The 24358-nt window shown below is 62.7% G+C and carries 21 protein-coding genes; 15 read left to right on the top strand and 6 right to left on the bottom strand.

The annotated features are described in order from the left end of the window. Positions 1-45: 45 nt before the first annotated feature. Positions 46-1560 (top strand): threonine ammonia-lyase, biosynthetic, encoded by a 1515-nt coding sequence (gene ilvA / locus KCG87_RS01385; protein ID WP_027610533.1) that lies wholly within the window; start codon positions 46-48, stop codon positions 1558-1560. Between the two features lie 39 nt (positions 1561-1599). Beyond that, positions 1600-2025, top strand: a complete 426-nt coding sequence (locus tag KCG87_RS01380; protein ID WP_210556402.1) for a DUF2269 domain-containing protein — start codon at positions 1600-1602, stop codon at positions 2023-2025. A 106-nt stretch (positions 2026-2131) separates the two neighbouring features. Here the strand turns inward: KCG87_RS01380 and KCG87_RS01375 are convergent, their stop codons facing one another. Next, on the bottom strand, positions 2132-2788 hold the full coding sequence (locus tag KCG87_RS01375) for an HAD family hydrolase (protein WP_210556404.1): 657 nt from the start codon (positions 2786-2788) through the stop codon (positions 2132-2134). A gap of 143 nt (positions 2789-2931) precedes the next feature. On the opposite strand from KCG87_RS01375, the gene KCG87_RS01370 reads away from it, so the two are divergent. Both KCG87_RS01370 and ptsP read left to right on the top strand, forming a co-directional pair. Next, on the top strand, positions 2932-3411 hold the full coding sequence (locus KCG87_RS01370; RefSeq protein ID WP_003229203.1) for an RNA pyrophosphohydrolase: 480 nt from the start codon (positions 2932-2934) through the stop codon (positions 3409-3411). Between the two features lie 22 nt (positions 3412-3433). Further along, a complete protein-coding gene (ptsP, locus tag KCG87_RS01365) occupies positions 3434-5713 on the top strand; it encodes a phosphoenolpyruvate--protein phosphotransferase (protein ID WP_064589690.1) in 2280 nt (759 codons plus the stop codon). Positions 5714-5829: 116 nt separating this feature from the next. On the opposite strand, the gene KCG87_RS01360 is transcribed toward ptsP, so the two are convergent. Further along, on the bottom strand, positions 5830-6576 hold the full coding sequence (locus tag KCG87_RS01360; protein WP_210556406.1) for an NRDE family protein: 747 nt from the start codon (positions 6574-6576) through the stop codon (positions 5830-5832). A gap of 130 nt (positions 6577-6706) precedes the next feature. Between KCG87_RS01360 and KCG87_RS01355 the strand changes: the two genes are divergently transcribed. The 3 genes from KCG87_RS01355 (at position 6707) to KCG87_RS01345 (ending at position 9420) form a co-directional block, all read left to right on the top strand. Further along, a complete protein-coding gene (locus KCG87_RS01355) occupies positions 6707-7489 on the top strand; it encodes a sulfite exporter TauE/SafE family protein (RefSeq protein ID WP_027610537.1) in 783 nt (260 codons plus the stop codon). A gap of 93 nt (positions 7490-7582) precedes the next feature. After that, positions 7583-8398 carry a prolipoprotein diacylglyceryl transferase gene (gene lgt / locus KCG87_RS01350; RefSeq protein ID WP_007965581.1) on the top strand — a complete coding sequence of 272 codons (816 nt, stop codon included), beginning with the start codon at positions 7583-7585 and terminating at the stop codon, positions 8396-8398. Positions 8399-8448: 50 nt separating this feature from the next. Next, positions 8449-9420: a thymidylate synthase gene (locus tag KCG87_RS01345; protein WP_047596629.1), complete on the top strand. Its 972-nt coding sequence runs from the start codon at positions 8449-8451 to the stop codon at positions 9418-9420. Between the two features lie 126 nt (positions 9421-9546). Here KCG87_RS01345 and cadR read toward each other — a convergent pair whose 3' ends face one another. Next, positions 9547-9996 (bottom strand): Cd(II)/Pb(II)-responsive transcriptional regulator, encoded by a 450-nt coding sequence (gene cadR, locus KCG87_RS01340; RefSeq protein WP_007964189.1) that lies wholly within the window; start codon positions 9994-9996, stop codon positions 9547-9549. An 84-nt stretch (positions 9997-10080) separates the two neighbouring features. Between cadR and KCG87_RS01335 the strand changes: the two genes are divergently transcribed. From KCG87_RS01335 to KCG87_RS01305, 7 genes are all read left to right on the top strand, one after another. Next, the gene (locus KCG87_RS01335; protein WP_210556408.1) at positions 10081-12396 is read left to right on the top strand and encodes a heavy metal translocating P-type ATPase; all 2316 of its coding nucleotides are present in this window, start codon (positions 10081-10083) and stop codon (positions 12394-12396) included. Positions 12397-12412: 16 nt separating this feature from the next. Then, positions 12413-13276 carry a LysR family transcriptional regulator gene (locus KCG87_RS01330; RefSeq protein WP_027610541.1) on the top strand — a complete coding sequence of 288 codons (864 nt, stop codon included), beginning with the start codon at positions 12413-12415 and terminating at the stop codon, positions 13274-13276. A gap of 241 nt (positions 13277-13517) precedes the next feature. Further along, entirely contained in the window at positions 13518-14594 is a 1077-nt protein-coding gene (locus tag KCG87_RS01325) for a putative 2-aminoethylphosphonate ABC transporter ATP-binding protein (protein WP_047596627.1), read from the top strand. After that, complete coding sequence (locus KCG87_RS01320) at positions 14594-16318, top strand: putative 2-aminoethylphosphonate ABC transporter permease subunit (protein WP_210556410.1); 1725 nt, start codon at positions 14594-14596, stop codon at positions 16316-16318. Before KCG87_RS01325 ends, KCG87_RS01320 begins: the two co-directional genes overlap by 1 nt. A gap of 47 nt (positions 16319-16365) precedes the next feature. Further along, positions 16366-17391, top strand: a complete 1026-nt coding sequence (locus KCG87_RS01315; protein WP_003229178.1) for a putative 2-aminoethylphosphonate ABC transporter substrate-binding protein — start codon at positions 16366-16368, stop codon at positions 17389-17391. Positions 17392-17528: 137 nt separating this feature from the next. Further along, entirely contained in the window at positions 17529-18662 is a 1134-nt protein-coding gene (locus tag KCG87_RS01310; protein ID WP_210556412.1) for a TIGR03364 family FAD-dependent oxidoreductase, read from the top strand. Beyond that, positions 18662-19222, top strand: coding sequence for a phosphonate degradation HD-domain oxygenase (locus KCG87_RS01305; protein ID WP_210556414.1), 561 nt, complete (start codon positions 18662-18664; stop codon positions 19220-19222). The genes KCG87_RS01310 and KCG87_RS01305 overlap by 1 nt, the downstream gene beginning before the upstream one ends. 173 nt (positions 19223-19395) lie before the next feature. On the opposite strand, the gene KCG87_RS01300 is transcribed toward KCG87_RS01305, so the two are convergent. Together KCG87_RS01300 and KCG87_RS01295 are read right to left on the bottom strand one after the other, a co-directional pair. After that, positions 19396-20781 (bottom strand): GTPase/DUF3482 domain-containing protein, encoded by a 1386-nt coding sequence (locus KCG87_RS01300; protein WP_210556415.1) that lies wholly within the window; start codon positions 20779-20781, stop codon positions 19396-19398. Then, positions 20774-22147: a DUF2868 domain-containing protein gene (locus tag KCG87_RS01295; protein WP_210556416.1), complete on the bottom strand. Its 1374-nt coding sequence runs from the start codon at positions 22145-22147 to the stop codon at positions 20774-20776. Before KCG87_RS01295 ends, KCG87_RS01300 begins: the two co-directional genes overlap by 8 nt. Positions 22148-22232: 85 nt before the next feature. Between KCG87_RS01295 and KCG87_RS01290 the strand changes: the two genes are divergently transcribed. Beyond that, on the top strand, positions 22233-22745 hold the full coding sequence (locus tag KCG87_RS01290) for a dihydrofolate reductase (protein WP_098966109.1): 513 nt from the start codon (positions 22233-22235) through the stop codon (positions 22743-22745). A gap of 104 nt (positions 22746-22849) precedes the next feature. Here KCG87_RS01290 and KCG87_RS01285 read toward each other — a convergent pair whose 3' ends face one another. Next, positions 22850-24241, bottom strand: a complete 1392-nt coding sequence (locus tag KCG87_RS01285; RefSeq protein ID WP_097088937.1) for an L-cystine transporter — start codon at positions 24239-24241, stop codon at positions 22850-22852. Positions 24242-24358 lie beyond the last annotated feature (117 nt).

Below are 24358 nucleotides of genomic sequence, written 5' to 3'. Positions count from 1 at the left end.
GGGTTAGACTCGTCGGCCCCGCCCAATCGCCAGTGATGCTTTCCGATGCTCGAACAGTACGTCAAAAAGATCCTCACCTCGCGCGTTTATGACGTTGCCGTAGAAACCCCGCTGCAGAACGCTCGCCAGCTCTCCGAGCGGCTGGGCAATGACATCTGGCTCAAGCGTGAAGACTTGCAGCCGGTGTTCTCGTTCAAGATTCGCGGCGCGTACAACAAGTTGACCCAGCTGACTGACGAAGAACGCGCCCGTGGCGTGGTCACCGCGTCTGCGGGCAACCATGCGCAGGGTCTGGCGTTGGCGGCGAAAGTGCTGGGCGTGAAAGCGACCATCGTGATGCCCAAGACCACCCCGGAGATCAAGGTCGAAGGCGTGCGTTCGCGCGGCGGCAAAGTGGTGCTGCACGGTGATTCGTTCCCGGAAGCCCTGGCCTACTCGCTGAAACTGGTCGATGAAAAGGGCTACGTCTACATCCACCCGTACGACGATCCACACACCATTGCCGGGCAGGGCACCGTGGCGATGGAAATTCTGCGTCAGCACCCGCAACCGCTGGACGCGATTTTCGTGCCGGTCGGCGGCGGCGGTCTGATTGCCGGTATTGCGGCGTACGTGAAATACCTGCGTCCGGACATCAAGGTCATCGGCGTCGAGCCGGACGACTCCAACTGCCTGCAAGCGGCCATGGCCGCCGGCGAGCGCGTGGTGCTGCCGACCGTGGGCATCTTCGCCGACGGCGTGGCCGTGGCGCAGATCGGCCAGCACACATTTGATATCTGCAAAGACTATGTCGACGAAGTCATCACCGTCAGCACCGACGAGATCTGCGCGGCAATCAAGGATATCTACGACGATACCCGCTCGATCACCGAACCTGCCGGCGCCTTGGGCGTGGCCGGGATCAAGAAGTACGTCGAGCTGCGCGGCGTCAGCGGCCAGACCTTCGTCGCCATCGACTCCGGGGCCAACGTCAACTTCGATCGCCTGCGCCACGTCGCCGAGCGCGCCGAGCTGGGCGAGGGCCGTGAAGCGATCATCGCCGTGACCATCCCGGAGCAGGCCGGCAGCTTCAAGGCGTTTTGCGAAGCGATCGGCAAGCGCCAGATCACCGAATTCAACTACCGCTACAACACCGGCAGCGAAGCGCACATCTTCGTCGGCGTGCAGACTCACCCGGAAAACGACCCACGCAGCGCACTGCTGGCGAGCCTGACCGAGCAGGGCTTCCCGGTACTCGACCTGACCGACAACGAACTGGCCAAGTTGCACATCCGCCACATGGTCGGCGGCCACGCGGCGCACGTGATCGACGAAGTGGTGTTTCGCTTCGAATTCCCGGAGCGTCCGGGCGCGCTGTTCAACTTTCTCAACAAGCTCGGCGGGCGCTGGAACATCTCGATGTTCCACTATCGCAACCATGGCGCGGCAGACGGCCGGGTGGTCGCGGGCCTGCAAGTCCCGCATGACGAGCGTCATCTGGTGCCGGCGGCGCTGGAAGAAATCGGTTACCCATATTGGGATGAAAGCGAAAACCCGGCCTATCAGTTGTTTCTTGGCTGAGCGGCTACGCTGATGGGCAGGCCCTGAGGAAATCGAACAATGGAAACGTTAACTGCCCTGAAAACCGCGCACATGGTCGCCACCGTGGTGTTGCTGGCCAGTGCGCTGGGTTTGGGAGTCTGGGTTTTTCTGGCGCGCCGCAAAGGTGATGCAGCGGCTGGCAGCCGCACCTTGCAACGGCCACGGGTGTTCATCTGGCTGTTGATGGGCCTGGCGCTGTTGAGCATGCCGTTTACCGGCTGGGGCATGGTGCATCTGGTCGGCTGGCCGCTGGGGCAGACCTGGCTGCTGGCTTCCAGCGTGCTGTACACCGTGGCGGCGCTGGCGTGGTTCTGGTTGCTGGTGCGGTTGAATCGCTTGCGCAAGGCGCCGGGCTGGGTTGGCAGGTTCACTTTTGCCTTGGCGTTATTCAGCTTTGTCTGCTTTATCGCCATTGCCGGGTTGATGGGCGCCAAGCCTGTTTAAGGCTTCACACCGAGTCAAGCCCATTCGGGAGCAAGCCCCCTCCCACATTGGATTGGTGTTGTGAACACCATCTCCTGTGGGAGCGGGCTTGCTCGCGAAGGCGTAATCAGTCGCGCAACGAAATCACTGGCCACCCGCGCTTCTCGGCCTCGGCCCGCAGATTCGGATCCGGATCCACCGCCACCGGGTTCGCCACCTGCTCCAGCAGCGGCAGGTCATTCATCGAATCGCTATAGAAATAGCTGTCATCCAGCGAATACCCGGTTTCTTCGAGCCAACGATTCAGACGCGTCACCTTGCCCTCACGGAAGCACGGAATGTCGGTGCTGCGCCCGGTGTAGCGGCCATCGACTATCTCGCACTCGGTGGCGATCAGGGTTTCAACGCCCAGGCGCACGGCAATCGGAGCGGTGACGAAGCGGTTGGTGGCGGTGATGATCACCAGTTTGTCGCCGGCGTCGCGGTGCTGTTTGAGCAGTTCCAGCGCCTTGGGCAGCACGATCGGCTCGATGCAGTCGCGCATGTAATCGTTATGCCACTGCTCAAGCACAGCCATTTCGGTGCGGCCGAGGATTTCCAGGCAGAAGTTCAGGTACGCGGCGTTATCCAGTTGGCCGGCCAGGTAATCCTGATAGAACTCGTCGTTACGCTGCTTGTATGCAACCGGGTCGAGGAAGCCGCGTTCGCACAGATAGTCGCCCCAAGCGTGATCGCTGTCGCCGCCCAGAAGGGTGTTGTCCAAATCGAATAGAGCCAGGCGCATTGCAGTTACCCGCTGAAAAGTCAGTAAAAAGGCGACAAGAATACGGTCTTTTCACAAGAGTGCACATAAGGTAGGAACCTTCGTTGCCGCCTTATCAAGCTTTGTGGAACAATGCGGCGACATGCGTTTGCGAGGTTGTTGCCGTGATCGACCCCGATGGTTTCCGCCCCAATGTCGGGATCATTCTGACGAATGACGCCGGCCAGGTGCTATGGGCTCGCCGTATCAATCAAGATGCCTGGCAGTTTCCACAAGGGGGAATCAACCCCGAGGAGACGCCGGAAGACGCCTTGTACCGCGAGCTGAACGAAGAAGTTGGCCTGGAACGTGAAGATGTTGAAATACTGGCCTGTACTCGTGGCTGGTTGCGCTATCGTTTGCCGCAACGTCTGGTGCGTACCCACAGCCAACCGCTGTGCATCGGCCAGAAGCAGAAATGGTTTCTCCTGCGCCTGATCTCCAACGAGCAGCGGGTGCGGATGGATTTGACCGGTAAACCGGAGTTCGATGGCTGGCGCTGGGTCAGTTATTGGTATCCGTTGGGCCAGGTGGTGACATTCAAGCGCGAGGTGTATCGACGCGCCCTCAAAGAGCTTGCCCCGCGCCTTTTAGCGCGCGACTGACGACGGAGTTCGACCCCGAGCCATGCTCAATACGCTGCGCAAGATCGTCCAGGAAGTTAACTCCGCCAAGGATCTCAAGGCGGCGTTGGGGATTATTGTGTTGCGCGTCAAAGAGGCCATGGGCAGCCAGGTCTGCTCGGTCTACCTGCTTGATCCCGAGACCAACCGCTTCGTCCTGATGGCCACCGAGGGCTTGAACAAGCGCTCGATCGGCAAGGTCAGCATGGCACCCAACGAAGGTCTGGTGGGTCTGGTCGGCACGCGTGAAGAACCCCTGAACCTCGAAAACGCCGCGGATCACCCGCGCTACCGCTACTTCGCCGAGACCGGCGAGGAGCGCTACGCCTCGTTCCTCGGGGCGCCGATCATTCACCACCGCCGCGTCGTCGGCGTGTTGGTCATCCAGCAGAAAGAACGTCGCCAGTTCGATGAAGGTGAAGAAGCCTTCCTCGTGACCATGAGCGCGCAGCTCGCCGGCGTAATCGCCCACGCCGAGGCCACCGGGTCGATCCGTGGCCTGGGCCGTCAGGGCAAGGGCATTCAGGAAGCCAAGTTCGTCGGCGTACCGGGTTCGCCGGGTGCGGCGGTCGGTACTGCGGTGGTCATGCTGCCGCCGGCGGACCTGGACGTTGTGCCAGATAAAACCATCACCGACATCGACGCCGAGCTGGCGCTATTCAAGACCGCCATCGAAGGCGTGCGCGCCGACATGCGCGCGTTGTCCGCCAAGCTCGCGACCCAGCTGCGCCCGGAAGAGCGTGCGCTGTTCGACGTCTACCTGATGATGCTTGACGATGCTTCGCTGGGCAGCGAAATCACCACCGTGATCAAGACCGGCCAGTGGGCCCAGGGCGCACTGCGTCAGGTGGTCACTGAGCACGTCAACCGTTTCGAACTGATGGACGACGCCTACCTGCGCGAGCGTGCGTCGGACGTCAAAGACCTCGGCCGCCGCCTGCTGGCCTACTTGCAGGAAGAGCGTCAGCAGAACCTGGTCTACCCGGAAAAAACCATTCTGGTCAGCGAAGAGCTGACGCCGGCGATGCTCGGCGAGGTGCCGGAAGGCACGCTGGTCGGTCTGGTGTCGGTCCTCGGTTCGGGTAACTCCCACGTCGCGATCCTGGCCCGGGCCATGGGCATTCCGACGGTGATGGGTCTGGTTGACCTGCCGTACGCCAAGGTTGACGGCATCGAAGTGATCGTCGATGGCACCCGCGGCGAGGTCTACACCAACCCCAGCGATGTGCTGCGCAAGCAGTTCGCCGAGGTGGTCGAAGAAGAGAAACAACTGGCGCTGGGCCTCGACACCCTGCGTGATCTGCCATGCGTGACCCTCGATGGCCATCGCATGCCGTTGTGGGTCAACACCGGGCTGCTGGCCGATGTGGCGCGGGCGCAGAAGCGCGGCGCCGAAGGTGTCGGCCTGTACCGCACCGAAGTGCCGTTCATGATCAATCAGCGCTTTCCGAGTGAAAAGGAACAGCTGGCGATCTACCGCGAGCAGCTCGCCGCGTTCCATCCGCAACCGGTGACCATGCGCAGCCTCGACATCGGCGGTGACAAGTCGCTGTCGTACTTCCCGATCAAGGAAGACAACCCGTTCCTCGGCTGGCGCGGGATTCGCGTGACCCTCGATCACCCGGAAATCTTCCTGGTGCAGACCCGCGCGATGCTCAAGGCCAGCGAAGGTCTGAACAACCTGCGGATCCTGCTGCCGATGATCTCCGGCACCCACGAACTCGAAGAAGCCTTGCACCTGATCCACCGGGCCTGGGGCGAAGTGCGCGACGAAGGCACCGACGTGCCGATGCCGCCGATCGGGGTGATGATTGAAATTCCGGCTGCGGTGTACCAGACCAAGGAGCTGGCGCGGCAGGTGGACTTCCTGTCGGTCGGCTCCAACGACCTGACCCAGTACCTGCTGGCGGTCGACCGCAACAACCCGCGAGTGGCCGACCTCTACGACTACCTGCACCCGGCGGTGCTGCAAGCCCTGCAAACCGTGGTGCGCGACGCGCATGCCGAAGGCAAACCGGTGAGCATCTGCGGTGAAATGGCCGGTGATCCGGCAGCGGCGGTGCTGTTGATGGCGATGGGCTTCGACAGCCTGTCGATGAACGCCACCAACTTGCCGAAAGTGAAGTGGATGCTGCGCCAGATCAACCTGAGCAAGGCCAAGGATCTGCTGGCCGAGCTGATGACCATCGACAACCCGCAAGTGATCCACAGCTCGCTGCAACTGGCGCTGAAGAATCTCGGGTTGTCGAAGATGAATCCGCCGGCGGTCAACAAGGCCCTCTAAAACCTTGTGGGCCTCTTCGCGAGCAAGCCCGCTCCCACATTTGACCGAGTTCTACCTTTGGAATGTGGTCGAATGTGGGAGCGGGCTTGCTCGCGAAGGCGTCAGTTCAAACGCTGCTAAACAGCAATCTCCACCTCGCCCAAATGCCCGCCATACGGCCCAAAGCTGCGCTCGACCATCCGCCGCGTGCCGTCCGCCTGCACGATCAACGCCGTACTCGCCCGTGTCCCGTAACTTTGACTGGCAATAAACACACTCGACAGCAGTGATTCAGTGGCCAGCCCGACCCCGGTGTCCGGCAATTCGTTAAACGGCGCGGTCTGCGCATCGCTCAGTAACCCCAGCAGTCGCGCAGGCTGCGGATCATCCAAGACCGCGCTCAGGGCCACCTTGGCCTTGAGCAACTTCGGCCACGGCGTATCCAGCCCGGCATTCGATAGCCCGTAGACGCCCGGTTCGAGCATCACCGGTTCCGACGTCCGCGCATTGAAGTGCCACAGCTCATGGGCATTACCCAGCAGCAGGTTGAACCCGGCGTACTCCGGCGAGCGCGCGACCACATCGCTTAAGTAATCATCAATCGACGCATCGCCCGTGAGAAACCGCGCCACCAGTTCCCCTCGTGACTTGCGCGCCGGCGGCTGGTGCGGGTCGCGGATATTGGTCAGTGCGGCGAAACGTCCGTTGGCACCAATCCCCAGCCACGTGCCGCCAGCCTCAAGATCGCGGCCGGCATGCACATGCGGCGCGTCGGCCCATGGCGCCAGCGGCAGGCTCGGGCGGGCGTAGAACTCGTCACGGTTGGCCGCGACGATCAGCGGCTGGGCATGGCCCGGGCGCCAGGCGAAAACGATCAGGCACATAAGGTGGTCCTTGTGTGTTTTCTGCTCACTCTACGCAGTCGGCGTCCGTGCATCCATCGTCAGTGGAGCCAAAGGGCATGCATCCGTTACCATGCCGCTCCGGTTTTGGGGATGCGTCTGGGAGACGGTCATGGAATTTCTGCTCTATCTGGCGTTGGGCGCCTGTGCGGGCGTGCTGGCCGGGCTGTTCGGGGTGGGCGGCGGGATCATTATTGTCCCGGTGCTGGTGTTCAGTTTTACCTTGCAGGGATTCGATCAGTCGATCCTCACGCACCTGGCGGTAGGGACATCGCTGGCGACCATCATCTTCACTTCGGTCAACGCCGTGCGTGAACACCATCGACGTGGTGCGGTGCGCTGGCCGATCTTCATGTGGATGACCGTGGGTATTCTGCTCGGCGCCGGTTTTGGGGCGCTGACGGCCGAGGCGATTTCCGGGCCGAACCTGCAGAAGATCATCGGCGTGTTCGCCTTGGTGATTGCCGTGCAACTGGCGCTGGAGGTCAAACCCAAGGCCAGTCGAACGGTGCCGGGCAAACTCGGTCTGACCGTGGCCGGCAGTGTGATCGGCTGGGCCTCGGCGATTTTCGGAATCGGCGGCGGTTCGCTGACCGTGCCGTTCCTGACCTGGCGCAGCGTGCCGATGCAGCAGGCGGTGGCAACGTCGTCGGCCTGTGGCTTGCCGATTGCTGTGGCGAGTGCGTTAAGTTTCATGATTCTGGGCTGGCATGATCCGCTGTTGCCGCCGCATAGTCTCGGTTTTGTCTATTTGCCGGCGCTGCTGGGCATTGCCCTGACCAGCATGGTGTTCGCCCGTCTCGGCGCGCGCCTGGCCCACAGATTGTCGCCGCGCTTGCTGAAACGGCTGTTCGCCGCTTTGCTGTTCTGCGTGGGCCTGAATTTCCTGCTCTGATCCGCTGGGTCAGAACGGGCCGCAATCCTGGCTTAATCCTGAGGTGGCAGCGTCGCCCGGGAATTTTGGTTTCAACTCTAACGAGGAGTCGCAATGCTGCCTTACCCGCAGATCGACCCGGTGGCCCTGGCCATCGGTCCGCTGAAAATCCACTGGTACGGCCTGATGTACCTCGTCGGCATCGGCGGCGCATGGCTGCTGGCGTCGAGCCGGCTCAACCGTTTCGACCCGACCTGGACCAAGGAGAAGCTCTCCGATCTGGTGTTCTGGCTGTCGATGGGGGTGATTGTCGGTGGACGTCTGGGTTACGTGCTGTTCTATGATCTGAGCGCCTACATCGCCAACCCGACGCTGATTTTCGAAGTGTGGAAGGGCGGCATGTCGTTCCATGGCGGATTCATCGGGGTGATGCTCGCCGCGCTGTGGTTCGGCAAGCGTAACGGCAAGACCTTCTTCCAACTGATGGACTTTGTTGCGCCGATGGTGCCGATCGGTCTGGGTGCCGGGCGTATCGGCAACTTCATCAACGCCGAGCTGTGGGGCAAGCCGACCGACGTGCCGTGGGCGATGATCTTCCCGCCGTTCAGCGATCCGGCGCAGCTGCCGCGTCACCCGTCGCAGCTGTATCAGTTCGCGCTCGAAGGCGTGGCGCTGTTCCTGATCCTGTGGTTGTTCTCGCGTAAACCGCGTCCGACCATGGCCGTATCCGGCATGTTCGCGCTTTTTTACGGAATTTTCCGTTTTATTGTCGAGTTCGTCCGCGTTCCGGACGCGCAACTGGGCTACCTGGCCTGGAACTGGCTGACCATGGGTCAGGTGCTGTGCGTACCGATGATCGTCGGCGGTCTGTTCCTGATCTGGCTGGCCTATCGTCGTGCGCCGGCAGCGCCGCTCGCGCCGACCGCTTAAACTACGAACCCCGGCGCGCGACGCCGGGGCTCAAAGGACACAGGTAACTCATGAAGCAATATCTCGAACTGGTCTCGCACGTCATTCAGAACGGCACCAAACAGGCCAACCGCACCGGTATCAACACCATCAGCTTCCCGGGTGCGATGCTGCGTTTCGATCTGCAGGAAGGCTTTCCGGCGATCACCACCCGCAAGATGGCCTTCAAATCGGCCATCGGCGAGATGTGCGGTTTTCTGCGCGGCGTGAACAACGCCGCGGAATTCCGTGCGCTGGGCTGCAAGGTCTGGGATCAGAACGCCAACGAAAATGCGCAATGGCTGGCCAACCCGTTCCGTCAGGGCGAAGACGACCTCGGCGAAATCTACGGCGTGCAATGGCGCAAATGGCCGGCGTACAAGCAGATCCCGCTGAGCAACACCGCCGCCATCGAACAAACCCTGAGCAACGGCTACAAGCAGATCGCCCAGGGCGAAGAAGACGGCCAGGCTTATGTGGTGCTGTACAAAGCCATCGACCAGGTGCGCCAGTGCGTCGACACGATCATCAAGGATCCGGGCAGCCGCCGTATTCTGTTCCACGGCTGGAACGTCGCCCAGCTCGATGAAATGGCCCTGCCGCCATGTCATCTGCTGTACCAGTTCCACCCGAACGTCGAGACCAAAGAGATCTCCCTGACCCTGTACATCCGCTCCAACGACCTGGGCCTGGGCACGCCGTTCAACCTCACCGAGGGCGCCGCCCTGCTAAGCCTGATCGGGCGCCTGACCGGTTACACGCCGCGCTGGTTCACCTATTTCATCGGTGATGCGCATGTCTACGAGAACCACCTGGACATGCTCAACGAACAGCTCAAGCGCGAGCCGTTCGCCATGCCGAAACTGAAAATCTCCGACCGCGTGCCGGAGTTTGCCAAGACCGGTGTGTACCAGCCGGAGTGGCTGGAGCTGGTCGAGCCGAGCGATTTCTCGCTGGAAGGCTATGAGCACCATGCGCCAATGACCGCGCCAATGGCGGTCTAAAAACTTCACGCAATACCTGGTGGGAGCGGGCTTGCTCGCGAATGCGGTGTATCAGTTAACGATGATGTCGACTGACACTCCGTCTTCGCGAGCAAGCCCGCTCCCACATTCGGTTCTGTGTAAGTCTCAGTGGCCGTGGCTACGGCCTACATGGGAGTGTTCGACTTCCGTCGCCACAACCCCGCCACTCACCTCCAGCCGCTGCAAAATCCCGCACTGATCCGCCCCCGGCCCTTCGCCACAGCGTTGGCGCAGGTCGAGCAGTTGTGTCTGCAACGCCAGCAACCCGTCAATCCGCGCTTTCACATGCTGGATGTGCTCGTCGATCAGCGTATTGACGCTTGCACACTGATCCTGCGGGCTGTCGCGCATGGCCAGCAGGCTGCGGATTTCTTCGAGGGTCATGTCGAGGGTGCGGCAGTTGCGGATGAAGGTCAGGCGTTCGGCGTGGGCCTGGGTGTAAACGCGGTAGTTACCGTCGCTGCGCGCCGGCTCCGGCAGCAGGTTTTCGCGCTCGTAATAGCGGATGGTTTCCACGGCGCAGTCGGTGAGTTTGGCCAGTTCTCCGATCTTCATGACTGCAATCTCCAAAAGCGTGCTTGACCCTATAGTGGCTACAGGGTCTTTACTTGGCAACAGGCACCTTCATGGACGCGACCAATGAGCGATTCCCAGCACACCCACAAGCCCGGCGACGGGCACGATCATAGCCACAGCCATAAATTGCAGCCTGTGCATAAGCACGAACATGGCGGCGATTCCTGCTGCGGGTCGAAAGCCGCAGCACCGGCACCGGTTCATTCGCACGAAGATTCTTGCTGCTCGTCGACAGTCGCCGCGCCTGCGTTGGTGCAACTGAGCGAAAAGACCAGCGCTGACGCCCGCCTGAGCAGTTTCCGCATCGAAGCGATGGACTGCCCGACCGAGCAGACGCTGATCCAGAACAAACTCGGCAAGCTGGCCGGTGTGCAGCAGCTGGAGTTCAACCTGATCAACCGCGTGCTCGGCGTGACCCACAATCTGCCGGACACCGCGCCGATCACCGAGGCGATCACGTCCTTGGGCATGCACGCCGAGCCACTGGAGGCGGGCGTCGAAGCCCCGACCCCGGCGCCGGTGAAAAAACACTGGTGGCCCCTGGCGCTGTCCGGTGTCGGCGCGCTGGCGGCCGAAGTGATCCATTTCACCAACGCTGCGCCAACCTGGGTGGTGGCGATCATTGCGCTGGTGTCGATCCTCAGCGGCGGCCTGACCACCTATAAAAAGGGCTGGATCGCCCTGAAGAACCGCAACCTCAACATCAACGCGCTGATGAGCATCGCGGTGACCGGTGCGGTGCTGATCGGGCAGTGGCCGGAAGCGGCGATGGTGATGTTCCTGTTCACCGTGGCCGAGCTGATCGAGGCACGCTCGCTGGATCGTGCGCGCAATGCCATCAGCGGCCTGATGCAGATGACCCCGGAACAGGCCACGGTGCAGCAAGCCGACGGCAACTGGATCGAACAAGAGGTCAAAAGCGTCGAACTCGGCGCCCGCGTGCGGGTAAAACCCGGCGAGCGCATTGCGCTGGACGGCGAGGTCGTCAGCGGCAGTTCGACCATCGATCAGGCGCCGATCACCGGTGAAAGCCTGCCGGTGGAGAAAACCGTGGGCGACAAAGTCTTCGCCGGCACCATCAACCAGGCCGGTTCGCTGGAATACTCGGTGACTGCGGCGGCGAACAACTCGACCCTGGCGCGGATCATCCACGCCGTCGAGCAGGCTCAGGGCGCACGGGCACCGACTCAGCGCTTCGTCGATCAATTCTCGAAAATCTACACCCCGGTGGTGTTCGTGCTGGCGCTGGCGGTGGCGATCATTCCGCCGCTGTTTATGGGCGCGTTGTGGTTCGACTGGATCTACCGTGCGCTGGTGCTGCTGGTGGTGGCGTGTCCCTGTGCACTGGTGATTTCCACCCCGGTGACCATCGTCAGCGGCCTCGCGGCAGCGGCGCGCAAAGGCATTCTGGTCAAGGGTGGCGTGTACCTGGAGGGCGGTTTCAAGCTCGATTATCTGGCGCTGGATAAGACCGGCACGATCACCCACGGCAAACCGGTGCAGACCGATTACCTGTTGCTGGACCCGACCGCTGACGCCACAGCCCCGGCGATTGCCGCCGCGCTGGCCGGGCGTTCCGATCACCCGGTGTCGCTGGCCATCGCCAATGCGGCTGTGGATAAAAACCTCGCCGTGCTGACTGTGGATAACTTCGAAGCGCTGGCCGGTCGTGGCGTGAAGGGACAGGTCAACGGCCAGACCTATCACTTGGGCAACCATCGTCTGGTCGAGGAGCTGGGCCTGTGCTCGCCGCAACTGGAAGAGAAGCTGTTTGCGCTGGAGAAACAGGGCAAATCCGTGGTGTTGCTGCTCGACAGTTCTGGTCCGCTGGCGCTGTTCGCCGTAGCCGACACGGTCAAGGAGTCCAGCCGCGAAGCGATCCGCCAGTTGCACGCGCTGGGCGTGAAAACCATGATGCTCACCGGTGACAACGTGCACACCGCGCAGGCGATTGCCGCGCAGGTCGGCATCGATCAGGCCAAGGGCGACTTGCTGCCAACCGACAAGCTGCAAGCCATCGAAGCGCTTTATGCACAGGGTCATCGGGTGGGCATGGTTGGCGACGGCATCAACGACGCCCCGGCACTGGCCCGCGCCGAGATCGGTTTCGCCATGGCGGCCGCCGGCACCGACACCGCGATTGAAACCGCCGATGTCGCCCTGATGGACGACGATCTGCGCAAGATTCCCGCGTTCATCAGCCTGTCGCGCGACACCGCGAGCATCTTGAAACAGAACATCGCCTTGGCACTGGTGATCAAGGCTATCTTTCTTGGGGTAACCTTCGCCGGACTCGCCACCATGTGGATGGCGGTGTTTGCCGACATGGGCGTGAGCCTGCTGGTGGTGTTCAACGGTTTGCGCCTGCTGCGCAAATAAACGAAGAGGGATGGTTGTGCTGAGTGCCGAGCTGAAAGCGTTTTATATGGTCGCCCGCCTGGGCAGCATTACGCTGGCGGCGAAAAAGCTCGGCCTGAGCCAACCCACCGTGACCACGCAGATTCGTAATCTGGAAAGTCAGTACTCGGTGGAGCTGTTCTACCGTGGCGGTCGGCGCCTGAGTGTCAGCGACGAAGGCGCGCGGCTGCTGCCGATGGTCAAGGCGCTGTTGCAGCAGGAGGCCGACATCGAGTTCTTCCTGCGCAACAGCGGTCAGGTGCAGGGCACGCTGCGCATCGCTGCCACCGCGCCGTATTACATCCTAGATCTGGTGAAAACCTTCCGCGAGCGCCTGCCGCAGGTGGAAGTATCGGTGGAGATCGGTAACTCGCAGCAGGTGCTCGAAGCGCTGGAGGATTACCGGGTCGATGTCGCCGCGTCGTCGCAGTTGCTTGAGGATGCGCGGTTGATTCGCCGGGTATTGGGCAGCGATCCACTGGTGCTGGCGGTGCATCGCAATCATCCGCTGGCGGCGCAGGAGCATGTGGCGTTGAGTGCGCTGGCCGGGCATACCTTGCTGATGCGCGAGTCCGGTTCGACCACCCGTCGCCTGACCGAGGAGTTGCTGCAAAGCGCCGGGGTCAGTTTCGGCCCGTTGCTGGAGATCGGCAGCCGCGAGTCGATCCGCGAGGCGGTGCTGCGCAATATCGGCATCAGCATCATTGCCCGCCAGGAAGTGCCGCACGATCCGCAGTTGCGGGTGCTGACCATCGAGAATGCGCCGCAGATTCCCGAGTATCTGTATTGCCTCAAGGAGCGCAAGGGTGCGCGGTTGCCGGCGGCGTTTCTCGGGTTGGCTCAGGAAATGTCTCCGGCCTGATTTCTTCATTGCCCATGCCGGCCTCTTCGCGAGCAAGCCCGCTCCCACAGGGGATAGTGTTCACAACACAAATCCAATGTGGGAGCGGGCTTGCTCGCGAAGGCGTCAGGCCAGGCAACACATGACTTGAAACCTGAACCAAAATCCCCGAATACCACTATCAGCCGTTTTTGCCTCACTGCCACATGACGGACGCATTACAACTCTAGGATTGGCCCCATCAGCTTGATGAGGTCTGTCCATGAATCCTGCAATCGCAACTGCCCTGACCAACCCCGGTGCGCCGATGAAAGTGCGCGGCGTGCAGAAACGCTTCGGCGCGTTCACCGCGCTGGATAACGTCTCCCTCGATGTCGCGGCCGGTGAGCTGGTGTGTCTGCTCGGCCCGTCGGGCTGTGGCAAGACCACGCTGCTGCGCTGCATCGCCGGGCTGGAGAAGCAGGACAGCGGCGAGTTGTACCTCGGCGACCGCGATGTTTCGCACCTCGCGCCGCAGGCCCGGGATTACGGCATTCTGTTCCAGTCCTACGCGCTGTTCCCCAATCTGACCGTCGAAGCGAACATTGCCTACGGCCTCGCCGGCAGCGGTCGCGACGAAGTACGCCGTCGCGTCGGGCAGATGCTGGAACTGGTCGGCCTCACCGGCAGTGAGAAAAAGTACCCGGGCCAGTTGTCCGGCGGCCAGCAACAGCGTGTCGCCCTGGCTCGTGCCCTGGCCCCGGCGCCGTCGCTGCTATTGCTTGATGAGCCGATGTCGGCGCTGGACGCCCGGGTACGTGAGCATCTGTGCACCGAACTGCGCCAACTGCAGCGCAACCTCGGTATCACCACCCTGATGGTCACGCACAATCAGGACGAAGCCATGCTGATGGCCGACCGCATCGCCGTGATGAACAACGGCCGGGTCGAGCAGTACGCCACCCCGCAGGAAATCTACAACCGCCCGGCCACGCCGTTCGTGGCCGAGTTCGTCGGGCAGGGCAACTGGCTGCCGTTCCAGCGCAGCAGCGCCAGTCACGCGCGGGTGGGCGGGATGGATGTGCGCCTGGCTGATGGCAGCGTGAGCGGCGCTTCGGGCCGGTTGTTCTGCCGCCCGGAAGCAATCAACGTCAATCCGCTGGTGCACGAAGAAAACCTGTTTCCGGCCAAGGTGCGCGAGATCACCTTCCTCGGCAACCGCTGCCGCATGAGTTTCGAACTCGACCAATTGCCGGGCCACGCGCTGCTCGCTGAACTGGCGCCGGAAGCCATGCCGCGCCTTGGCGCCCAGCAGATCATGGTCGCCTTGCCGCCGCGCAGCCTGCAGGTGTTCGCCTGATGAGCGCGAACATCGCACTGCCGCTACCGCACAAGCAGGCGCGGCGAGTGTCCGGGGCCGAGGTCGGTGACCGGATCTTCGTCCTCGGCGGCAAACTCTTGCTGCTGTTGCTGCTCGGTGTCGCCGTGCTGCTGCCATTGCTGGCGATCTTCTGGCGCGGCTTCAGCAGCGAGGCCGGGCAGGGCGGTGGCTGGCTCGCCGCCAAGGAGCTGGTGACCAGCGAGAATTTCCACTGGCTGCTCGGCAACAGCCTGAAAGTTTCCCTCAGCGTCGCGGCCATCGTCGTACCGCTGGCCTACCTGTTTGCCTACGCCCTGCAACGCACACTGATTCCGGCCAAGGGCATCTGGCGCGGGATTTCCCTGTTGCCATTGATGGCGCCGTCGATGCTGCCGGGTATCGCATTGGTCTATCTGTTCGGCAATCAGGGCATGTTGCGCGGGCTGCTCTCGGACAACATCTACGGTTTCTGGGGCATCGTGCTGGGTGAGGTGATCTACACCTTTCCCCATGCGCTGATGATTCTGCTCTCGGCGCTGTCGCTGGCCGATGCGCGGCTGTTCGATGCGGCGTCGAGCATGGGCGCCAGTCCGGCGAAAGCCTTTCGCAGCATTACCTGGCCGGCGACCCGGCAGGCAGTGTTCGCCGCGTTCTGCTTGGTGTTCACCCTGACCATCACCGATTTCGGTGTGCCGGTGGTGGTCGGCGGCGACTATCAAGTGCTGGCGCTGGAAGCCTACAAAGCCGTGGTCGGCCAGCAACAATTCGGACGCGGGGCGTTGATCGGCATGGTGCTGTTGCTGCCGGCGCTGTTCAGCTTCGGCGTCGATGCCTGGTTGCGTCGGCGTCACGGTGATTCCATGAGCGGCCGCGCCCAGGTGTTCAAACCGGCGCCGTCGAAATTGCGTGATGGCTGCTATCTGGCGATTGTTTTGTTGATCAGCGCGGCGCTGCTGCTGGTGTTCGGCATGGCAGTGTTTTCGTCGCTGGTGAAGTTCTGGCCGTACAACCTGTCGCTGTCGCTCAATCACTACCAGTTCAATGAGACCGCCGGCGGTGGCTGGCTGGCTTACGGCAACAGCTTGAAGATGGCGCTGGGCACGGCGCTGATTGGCAGCGTGCTGATCTTCACTGGCGCTTATCTGATGGAGAAAACCCGCAGCCAACGCGGCCTCAACCTGACCCTGCGCATGCTCAGTTTCATCCCGATGGCAGTGCCGGGGCTGGTGCTCGGTCTGGGTTACGTCTTCTTCTTCAACCTCAGCGGCAACCCGCTGCACGTGCTGTACGGCACGATGACCCTGCTGATCGTCTGCACCATTGCTCACTATTTGACCACCGCACAAATGACCGCGACCACCGCGCTGCGCCAGCTCGACGCCGAGTTCGAGGCCGCCGCGCTGTCGCTCAAGGCCCCGCTGTACCGCCACTACCTGCGCGTCACCGTGCCGATCTGCCTGCCGGCGCTGCTGGACATCGTGCGCTACCTGTTCGTCTCGGCGATGACCACGGTGTCGGCGGCGATCTTCCTCTACAGCCCCGACACCATCCTCGCGGCGGTCGCGGTGCTGAACATGGATGACGCCGGCAACGTCGGCGGCGCGGCAGCGATGTCGACCCTGATTCTGTTCACCTCGGCAGGCGTGTCCTTGCTGCTGGCGTGGGCTTCGCGCGGCTTGCTGCGCCGTTCCCAGGCCTGGCGGCAAACCGCGCCCGGTCACTGATTGACGACTTATCCCTACAGCCTCAACTCACCGACAGGAAAACGATCATGTTCAAGCCTATGGCCCTGGCCGCTGCTGTGCTCGCTACTTTCAGCCTGAATGCCTTCGCGGCAAAAACCGAGTTGACGGTGTACACCGCCCTCGAAGCCGAGCAACTGACCGCTTACAAAGCCGCGTTCGAGAAGGCCAACCCGGACGTCGAGATCAAGTGGGTGCGCGATTCCACCGGGATCATCACCGCCAAACTCCTCGCCGAAAAGGCCCGTCCGCAGGCTGACGCGGTCTGGGGCCTGGCCGCTTCGAGCCTGGCGATCCTCGATCAGCAGGGCATGCTGCAAAGCTATGCACCGAAGGATCTGGGCAAGATCGGCGCGAACTACCGCGACGCCGCCAACCCGCCAGCCTGGGTCGGCATGGACGTGTGGGCCGCGACCATTTGCTTCAACACCGTGGAAGCCGAGAAGCAGGGCTTGAGCAAGCCGGTGAGCTGGCAGGATCTGACCAAGCCTGAGTACAAGGGCAAGATCGTCATGCCTAACCCGGCGTCGTCCGGCACCGGTTTCCTCGACGTCAGCGCCTGGCTGCAAACCTTCGGCGAGAAGCAGGGCTGGGCCTACATGGACGGTCTGCACCAGAACATCGGCCAGTACGTTCACTCCGGTTCCAAGCCTTGCAAACTGGCTGCTGCGGGCGAATTCCCGATCGGTATTTCCTTCGAATACCCGGCGGTACAGCTGAAACGCCAGGGCGCGCCGCTGGACATCATCCTGCCGAAAGAAGGCCTGGGCTGGGAGATCGAGGCGACTGCGGTGATCAAAGGCACCCCGCATGAAGACGCGGCGAAAAAACTCGCGGACTTCTCCGCCAGCGCCGAGGCAATGGATCTGTACAAGGAGAACTTCGCCGTCCTCGCTCAGCCGGGCATCGCCAAGCCGCAGACCGAACTGCCGGCCGACTACGAACAGCGCCTGATCAAGAACGACTTCGCTTGGGCCTCGAAGAATCGCGACGAGATCCTGACCGAATGGCGCAAGCGTTATGACGGCAAGTCCGAGAAAGTCGTCGCCAAGTAAGATCTTTATCGACTGACAGGGCCTCTTCGCGAGCAAGCCCGCTCCCACATTCGACCGAGTTCCACCGGAAGGAATGCGATCAAACTGTGGGAGCGGGCTTGCTCGCGAAGGCGGTCTCCCATTCAGGGAAAATCTCCATGACTCAACACAAAGACCTGCTCATCGTCGGCGCCGGCATCCTCGGCCTGTCCCACGCCTACGCCGCCGCCAAACGCGGCCTCAAGGTCAGCGTTTTCGAACGCACTGCCACGCCCCTCGGCGCTTCGGTGCGCAACTTTGGTCAGGCGCTGGTCACCGGTCAGCCACCGGGGCCGATGCTTGAACTGGCCAAGGCCAGCCGCGAGATCTGGGGTGGCTGGGCGCAACTCGCCGGTCTGCAGATCAAGCGCAACGGCTCGTACCTGTTCGCCCGCAGCGAAGCCGAAGAACACTTGCTCGAAGCTTTCTGCAACGGCCGCGCCGTGGAGCACGGGTACAACGTCGCCTTGCTGCGTGGCGCTGCCCTGCGTGATCTGTACCACGGTCAGTTCAGTCATCACCGCGCGGCGTTGCACGGCCTGGACGATCAACAGCTGTACTCGCGCGAAGTGATTTCGGCGTTGATCGACTATCTGCGCCGCGACCTCGGCGTCGAGTTTCACTTCAATACGCTGGTGCGCGACGTCGAACCGGCGCGCCTGCACAGCACCGCCGGCAGCTTCACGGCGAAGCAGATTATCGTCTGCTCCGGCCACGATTATCAGACCCTGCTAGCCGAGCCGATTGCCGCGCTCGATCCGCAGATCTGCCGCCTGCAAATGCTCCGCGCCAAACCGCAGATCGAGCTGAATCTGCAACACGCCTTGCTCACCGGTTTGAGCTGCGTGCACTACGGCGCCTTCGCCGATTTGCCAGAAGCGGCGGCGGTGCAGGCGCAGATCCTGCGCGAACAACCGCACCTGCACGACAACGGCATTCACCTGCTGATCAGTCCGACGCCGTATGGCGAGCTGATCATCGGCGACTCGCACCATTACGGCAGCGATCCGTCGCCGTTCAACGCCGAGCAAGTGGACAACTGGATGCTCGAACTGGCCGAGCACACGCTGGGCTGCAAGGTGCAAGTGGTCGAGCGCTGGCAGGGCGTCTACGGTGCCCGTGGGCCGGGGCCGTTTTCGTTGCTGCGCCCGGCACCGGGGCTGAGTGTGGCGTTGATGCACACCGGCGTCGGCATGAGCGTCGGCCCGGCACTGGCCGAGCGCAACGTGGCGCAATTACTGGAGGAAATGTGATGGCGGGGCATGCGCAAGTCGTTGACCGGGTGTTTGCGCTGTATGAACGCTTTGGTGCTAGTGATTACATCGGTGAGCCGGTATCGCAGATCGAGCACATGTCTCAGGCAGCGCAGTTGGCGATGGCTGAAGGCTTTGACGATGAAGTGGTGCTGGCAGCGTTCTTCCATGACATCGGCCATTTGTGTGCCGAGGGTGCCGAGAATATGGGCGGTTATGGCGTGGTCAGCCACGAGCGGCTGGGGGCGGATTATTTGCGTGAGGCGGGGTTCAGCGAACGTCTGGCGCGGCTGGTGGAGTATCACGTTGAGGCGAAGCGCTATCTGACCTTGCGTGAGCCTGGGTATTTCGAGCGCCTGAGTGAGGCGAGTCGCCGGACCCTGGAATATCAGGGCGGGGTGATGAGCGAGGAAGAGGCGGATGTGTTTGAACGCGATCCGTTGTGTGCCGTCAGCTTGCGCATGCGCCAGTGGGACGAGCTGGCCAAAGAGAGGGCGGTGCCGGTGATGGATTTGGGTGTGCTGAAGCGCAAGGCTGAGGTTTTGTTGTCGGCTGAGTGATTGCAACCCTCACCCCAGCCCTCTCCCGGAGGGAGAGGGAGCCGACCGTGTTGTTCTTGGGCCCTACATCGATCTGAAATATCCAGTCGAACTCAGGTTTTGAAAAGCCAGAAGATCTGCTCCCTTCCCCCTCTACCCCTTGGGGGAGAGGGCTGGGGTGAGGGGGTAGCGATCTAAAGCTCAAGCACCCGATCAACCAACGCCTCAATCTGCTCCTGCCGCTCCGCCTGATTCAACTTCGCATGCGGATTGAGCGACGACCACTGCGGATGCGCCCGCGCCTTGCTCAGCGCATCCGGCAACTTGCCTTCGCGCCAGGTCTTGTCCTGCGGGGTGGCGACCTGGACCGCGTCCATCGCCGCATGCCCGCGCTGATCGAGCGCCAGCAACAGTTGGCGCTGCCGCAACGCCAGCAGCCGCAACACCCCGTCATCCACGGTCAACTCCCGCTGGCCCCTGATCTTGCCCAGCAAGCGGCTGCCATAACTGCGCGCCGTTTGTAGCGCACCACCGGCAATCGCACCGGCCAAAGCCGCCGCACCGAGGGTAATCCCGCCCACCAGCAAATCCACCCCAGCCCCCGCCGCGGCACCGGCAGCAATCCCGCCGCCCACCCGCACGCCGAGTTGCTTCAGGGTTTCCGGGTTGAACAGATCATCGCCCCAACGCCCATCGAGCAACGGCAGATCACTCGCCGCCGCATCCTGCGGGCGAAACGCATAGAGCTTGAGCAACGCTTCGACGCATTTCTGTTCACGCTGGCGCACGGCTTTGCGCAGTTCGCTGATCGCTTGCTGCTCCTGCTCGGCCTCGCTGACCACGCTGCGTCGGCAGGCGGCGCAGTCGATCAGCAATTCGGCGATCAAACGCGCCGCACTTTGTTGGCGGGCGAGACGCTGGGTCTGTTGATCGGCGATCAAGCGCTCCAGTTGCGGACGGGCGTTTTCCAGCAACAGCGCAAGGCTTTCGTACAGGCGCCGCTCGCCATCTTCCGGCGGCGCAACGCTGTCGAAGCGCACCAACGCATGCAGGCCGAGCCGCGCCAACGCTTCGCGCCAGTCCGGCTCGCGATGGTTGGCGCTGCTGACGAAATTCAGCACCGGCAACAGCGGCTTGCCGCAACTGGCCAGCACTTCGAGTTCGTCACGATACTTAGCCAGCACCGGTTCGCGGGCGTCGATCACATACAGACCGGCGTCGGACGCGAGTAGCTGTCGCAGGACTTTCGCCTCCTGTTCGAAACGCTGACGTGCTTCGCTGCCGTCGAGAAACCGCGCCAGTCGCGCCGGGCCGTCGAGACGTTCGCCGGGGCGCTCCAGACGCTCGAGGAAATCCAGCAGGGCGATGGCGTCTTCCAGCCCCGGCGTGTCGTAGAGATCGAGCAACGGCTCGCCGTCCACCGACAACCGCGCACCCTCGACATGTCGAGTGGTGCTCGGCCGGTGCGAGACTTCGCCGAAGCCGACGTCGCGGGTCAGGGTGCGCAGCAGCGAAGTCTTGCCGACGTTGGTGTGGCCGACCACCGCGAGTTTCAGCGGCGCTTTCCGGGCATCAGTCATGACCGCTCTCCAGCCAGTTCATCGGCGCGCAATCGGCGAACGGCAACTCCAGTTGTTGCAGCGCAACGTGCCAGTCGCCGAGACGGGCACTGTCCAGCGCTTCGCCGGGCGGTGCTTGCAGCAGCCAGACCCGGGTGGCGTTGGCGTTGCGCGCCAGTTCGGCGATCAGCGCGAGGCTGCCGCGATCCGGCGAGCGTCGCGGGTCGCAGGCGATCAGCAGGCGTGCCGGAGGGAAACGGCTGAGCTGTTCGAGCAGTTTGTGCCGTGATTCGCGGCTGTCGAGGATGCCGGCGTTGCTCACGGTTTTCGGCAGGGCCGGTGGCCACGGGCGCTGATCGTCGAGTTCGATGGCCACCAGCAAAGCGCCGTCGCTGGCGTGTTCGCTGACGCTGCTTTCGACCCGATGCAACTGCTCCGGCGCGGCGTCGTTGATGCCGAGGCGTTCGCTGGTCGGCATCAACCGTTCACGCAACTGGGCGTAACCGGGCAGGTTCAAGTCCAGGGTCAGCGCGGCTTTGCCGCGACTCCAGCGCCAGAAACACAACAGCGCCAGCAGCAGGCGCGGCAGCACGCCGTAGACCACCAGCACGCCGACCAGCCAGGTTGCCCAGGCCTGTCGCGCGCTTTCGATATCCAGCGCTGCGCCGCCGCTGGCGCGGATCATCTCTACGGTCGGCACGTTGAAGCCGAGCAGCGCCGGCAGCGCGCCGAGGGCTTGGGTCAGGTTGATGAAGGTGTCGGCGCCGAGAATGGTGGTTTCCCAGACGAAACCATAGCGCCGGGTCGCCATCAGCGTCAGCAGCAACAGCAGCGCGCTGAGCATCGCCAGCAACCACAGACCGTTGACCAATGTGCCGAGCGCCCAGCGATTGAGTTTTTTGCGTTGCAGCATCAGCAGCAGGGCCGGCGCGAGTTGCGCGGCTTTGGCATCGCGAGCGAGTTTTTCGCTGAGCCACAGCCACAAGCGCCCGAGGGTGGCGCCGTGTTCACCGACAAAGATCAGCCCCAGCGCCCAGCTCAGCAGCAGAATCAGGTTCAGCCCGAGCAGGCTGCCCAGGGCCCAGAACACATTGACCGGCGTCTGGCTCAGTGCGGCGAAGGCCAGCCCGGCGCCGCTCAGCAGCGCGAAAATGACCAGCAGCACCAGCGCCAGACGCGCGCCTTGCAGCCAGTGCTGGAGTGCTGCGCTCAGCCCGTCGCGCTCGGCCAGCCACACGGCGCGGCGCTGAATACGGCCCGGCAGATCGCCGCCGGCCGCGCGGGCCAGTCGATTGGCTTCCAGATCCTCCAGGGGACCTGCGTGTTCTTCGCGCAGGCGGATGGTTTCCGTCAGCCAGAGGTTTTGCAGTGGAGTCAGTTCAGTCACGCGCCATTCCGTTGCTCGATTGAGCAGTGAGCATAACCGCTGTGGCGCTTATCGGGTCAAGCGAGGCTCTGGTATCCTCGCCGGCATGACTAAATCACTCCCCCTCAGCCTGATCGCAGCCCTCGGTGAAAACCGCGTGATCGGCGTCGACAACAGCATGCCCTGGCACCTGCCGGGGGACTTCAAATACTTCAAGGCCACGACCCTCGGCAAGCCGATCATCATGGGCCGTAAGACCTGGGACTCCCTCGGCCGTCCGCTGCCGGGCCGCTTGAACATCGTGGTCAGCCGTCAGCCGGATCTGCTGCTGGAAGGGGCGGAGGTGTATCCGTCGCTGGAAGCTGCAGTGGTGCGCGCCGAGGAATGGGCGAAAGCGCAGGGCGTCGATGAGTTGATGCTGATTGGCGGCGCGCAGTTGTATGCGCAAGGGCTGGCGCAGGCGGATCGTTTGTATCTGACCCGAGTGGCGCTGAGCCCGGAAGGCGATGCGTGGTTTCCGGAGTTTGACCTGAACCAGTGGAAACTGGTGTCGAATGTGCCGAATCCGGCTGAGGGCGACAAGCCCGCTTACAACTTCGAGGTCTGGGAAAAGGCTTAAGAGCTTCGCGAGCAAGCCCGCTCCCACATTGGATTTGTGTCGATCACAGATCCAATGTGGGAGCGGGCTTGCTCGCGAAGAGGGCAGGTCAGGCAAAGAAGAATTTAAGCCTGAGCCAGCTCCGCATGCTCATCCGCATCCAGCAGTGCTTTATCGGTCTGCTGCATCACTTGGCTGGTAATCGCACCGGCCGTGATCGAACCACTCACGTTCAACGCCGTGCGCCCCATGTCGATCAGCGGCTCCACCGAAATCAGCAGCGCCACCAGTGACACCGGCAAGCCCATCGCCGGCAGCACGATCAGCGCAGCAAACGTCGCGCCGCCACCAACACCGGCCACACCGGCGGAACTCAGGGTCACAATCGCCACCAGCGTCGCGATCCACAGCGGGTCCAGCGGGTTGATGCCGACTGTTGGCGCAACCATCACCGCCAACATCGCCGGGTACAGACCGGCGCAACCGTTCTGGCCGATGGTCGCACCGAACGAGGCGGCGAAACTGGCGATCGACTGCGGAATGCCCAGACGACGGGTCTGCGCTTCGATGCTCAGCGGAATGCTCGCCGCGCTGGAACGGCTGGTGAACGCGAACGTCAGCACCGGCCAGATCTTGCGGAAGAATCGCAGCGGATTGATCCCGGCCGCCGACACCAGCAGGCCGTGCACCACGAACATCAGGCCCAGACCGAGGTACGAGACCACGACGAAACTGCCGAGCTTGATGATGTCCTGCAGGTTGGAACCGGCAACCACTTTGGTCATCAGCGCCAGCACGCCGTACGGGGTCAGCTTCATCACCAGACGCACCAGACGCATCACCCAGGCTTGCAGGGTGTCGATGGCGTTGATCACTTTCTGACCTTTCTCGGCATCATCCTTGAGCAGTTGCAGCGCCGCGACCCCGAGGAACGCGGCGAAGATCACCACGCTGATGATCGAGGTCGGCTTGGCCCGCGCCAGATCGGCGAACGGGTTCTGCGGAATGAACGACAGCAGCAGCTGCGGCACATTCAGGTCGGCAACCTTGCCGGCGTAGTCGGTCTGGATGGTTTGCAGGCGGGCCATTTCCTGCGTGCCGGCGACCAGGCCTTCGGCGGTGAGGCCGAACAGGTTGGTCAGGCCGATACCGATCAGCGCCGCGATCGCGGTGGTGAACAGCAGGGTGCCGATGGTCAGGAAGCTGATCTTGCCCAGCGACGAGGCGTTGTGCAGACGCGCGACCGCACTGAGGATCGAGGCGAACACCAGCGGGATCACGATCATTTGCAGCAACTGCACGTAACCGTTGCCGACCAGATCGAACCAGCCGATCGAAGCTTTCAGTACCGGGTTGCCGGCACCGTAAACGGTGTGCAGGGCAACACCGAACGCTACGCCGAGTACCAGCGCGAGCAGGACTTTTTTCGCCAGGCTCCACGTCGTGTGGCGGGTTTGCGCCAGACCGAAGAGCAGGGCGAGGAACACCAGCAGATTGAGGATCAGCGGCAGATTCATGAAGACTCCGATAAGACTTGTGCCAGTCGCCTTCTTGGGCAACTGCGAACCGGCAAGCCTAACAGTTTGATTTCCAATGAATTAATACCGAAATCGCAGGTTGTCCGTCGTTTTTGG

This window comes from Pseudomonas sp. MWU347 (assembly GCF_017947305.1).
GTDB classification, from domain to species: Bacteria; Pseudomonadota; Gammaproteobacteria; order Pseudomonadales; family Pseudomonadaceae; genus Aquipseudomonas; species Aquipseudomonas putida_A.
Note: the sequence above shows the minus strand (reverse complement) of the source record. Positions and strands in the feature narration are given on the sequence as shown.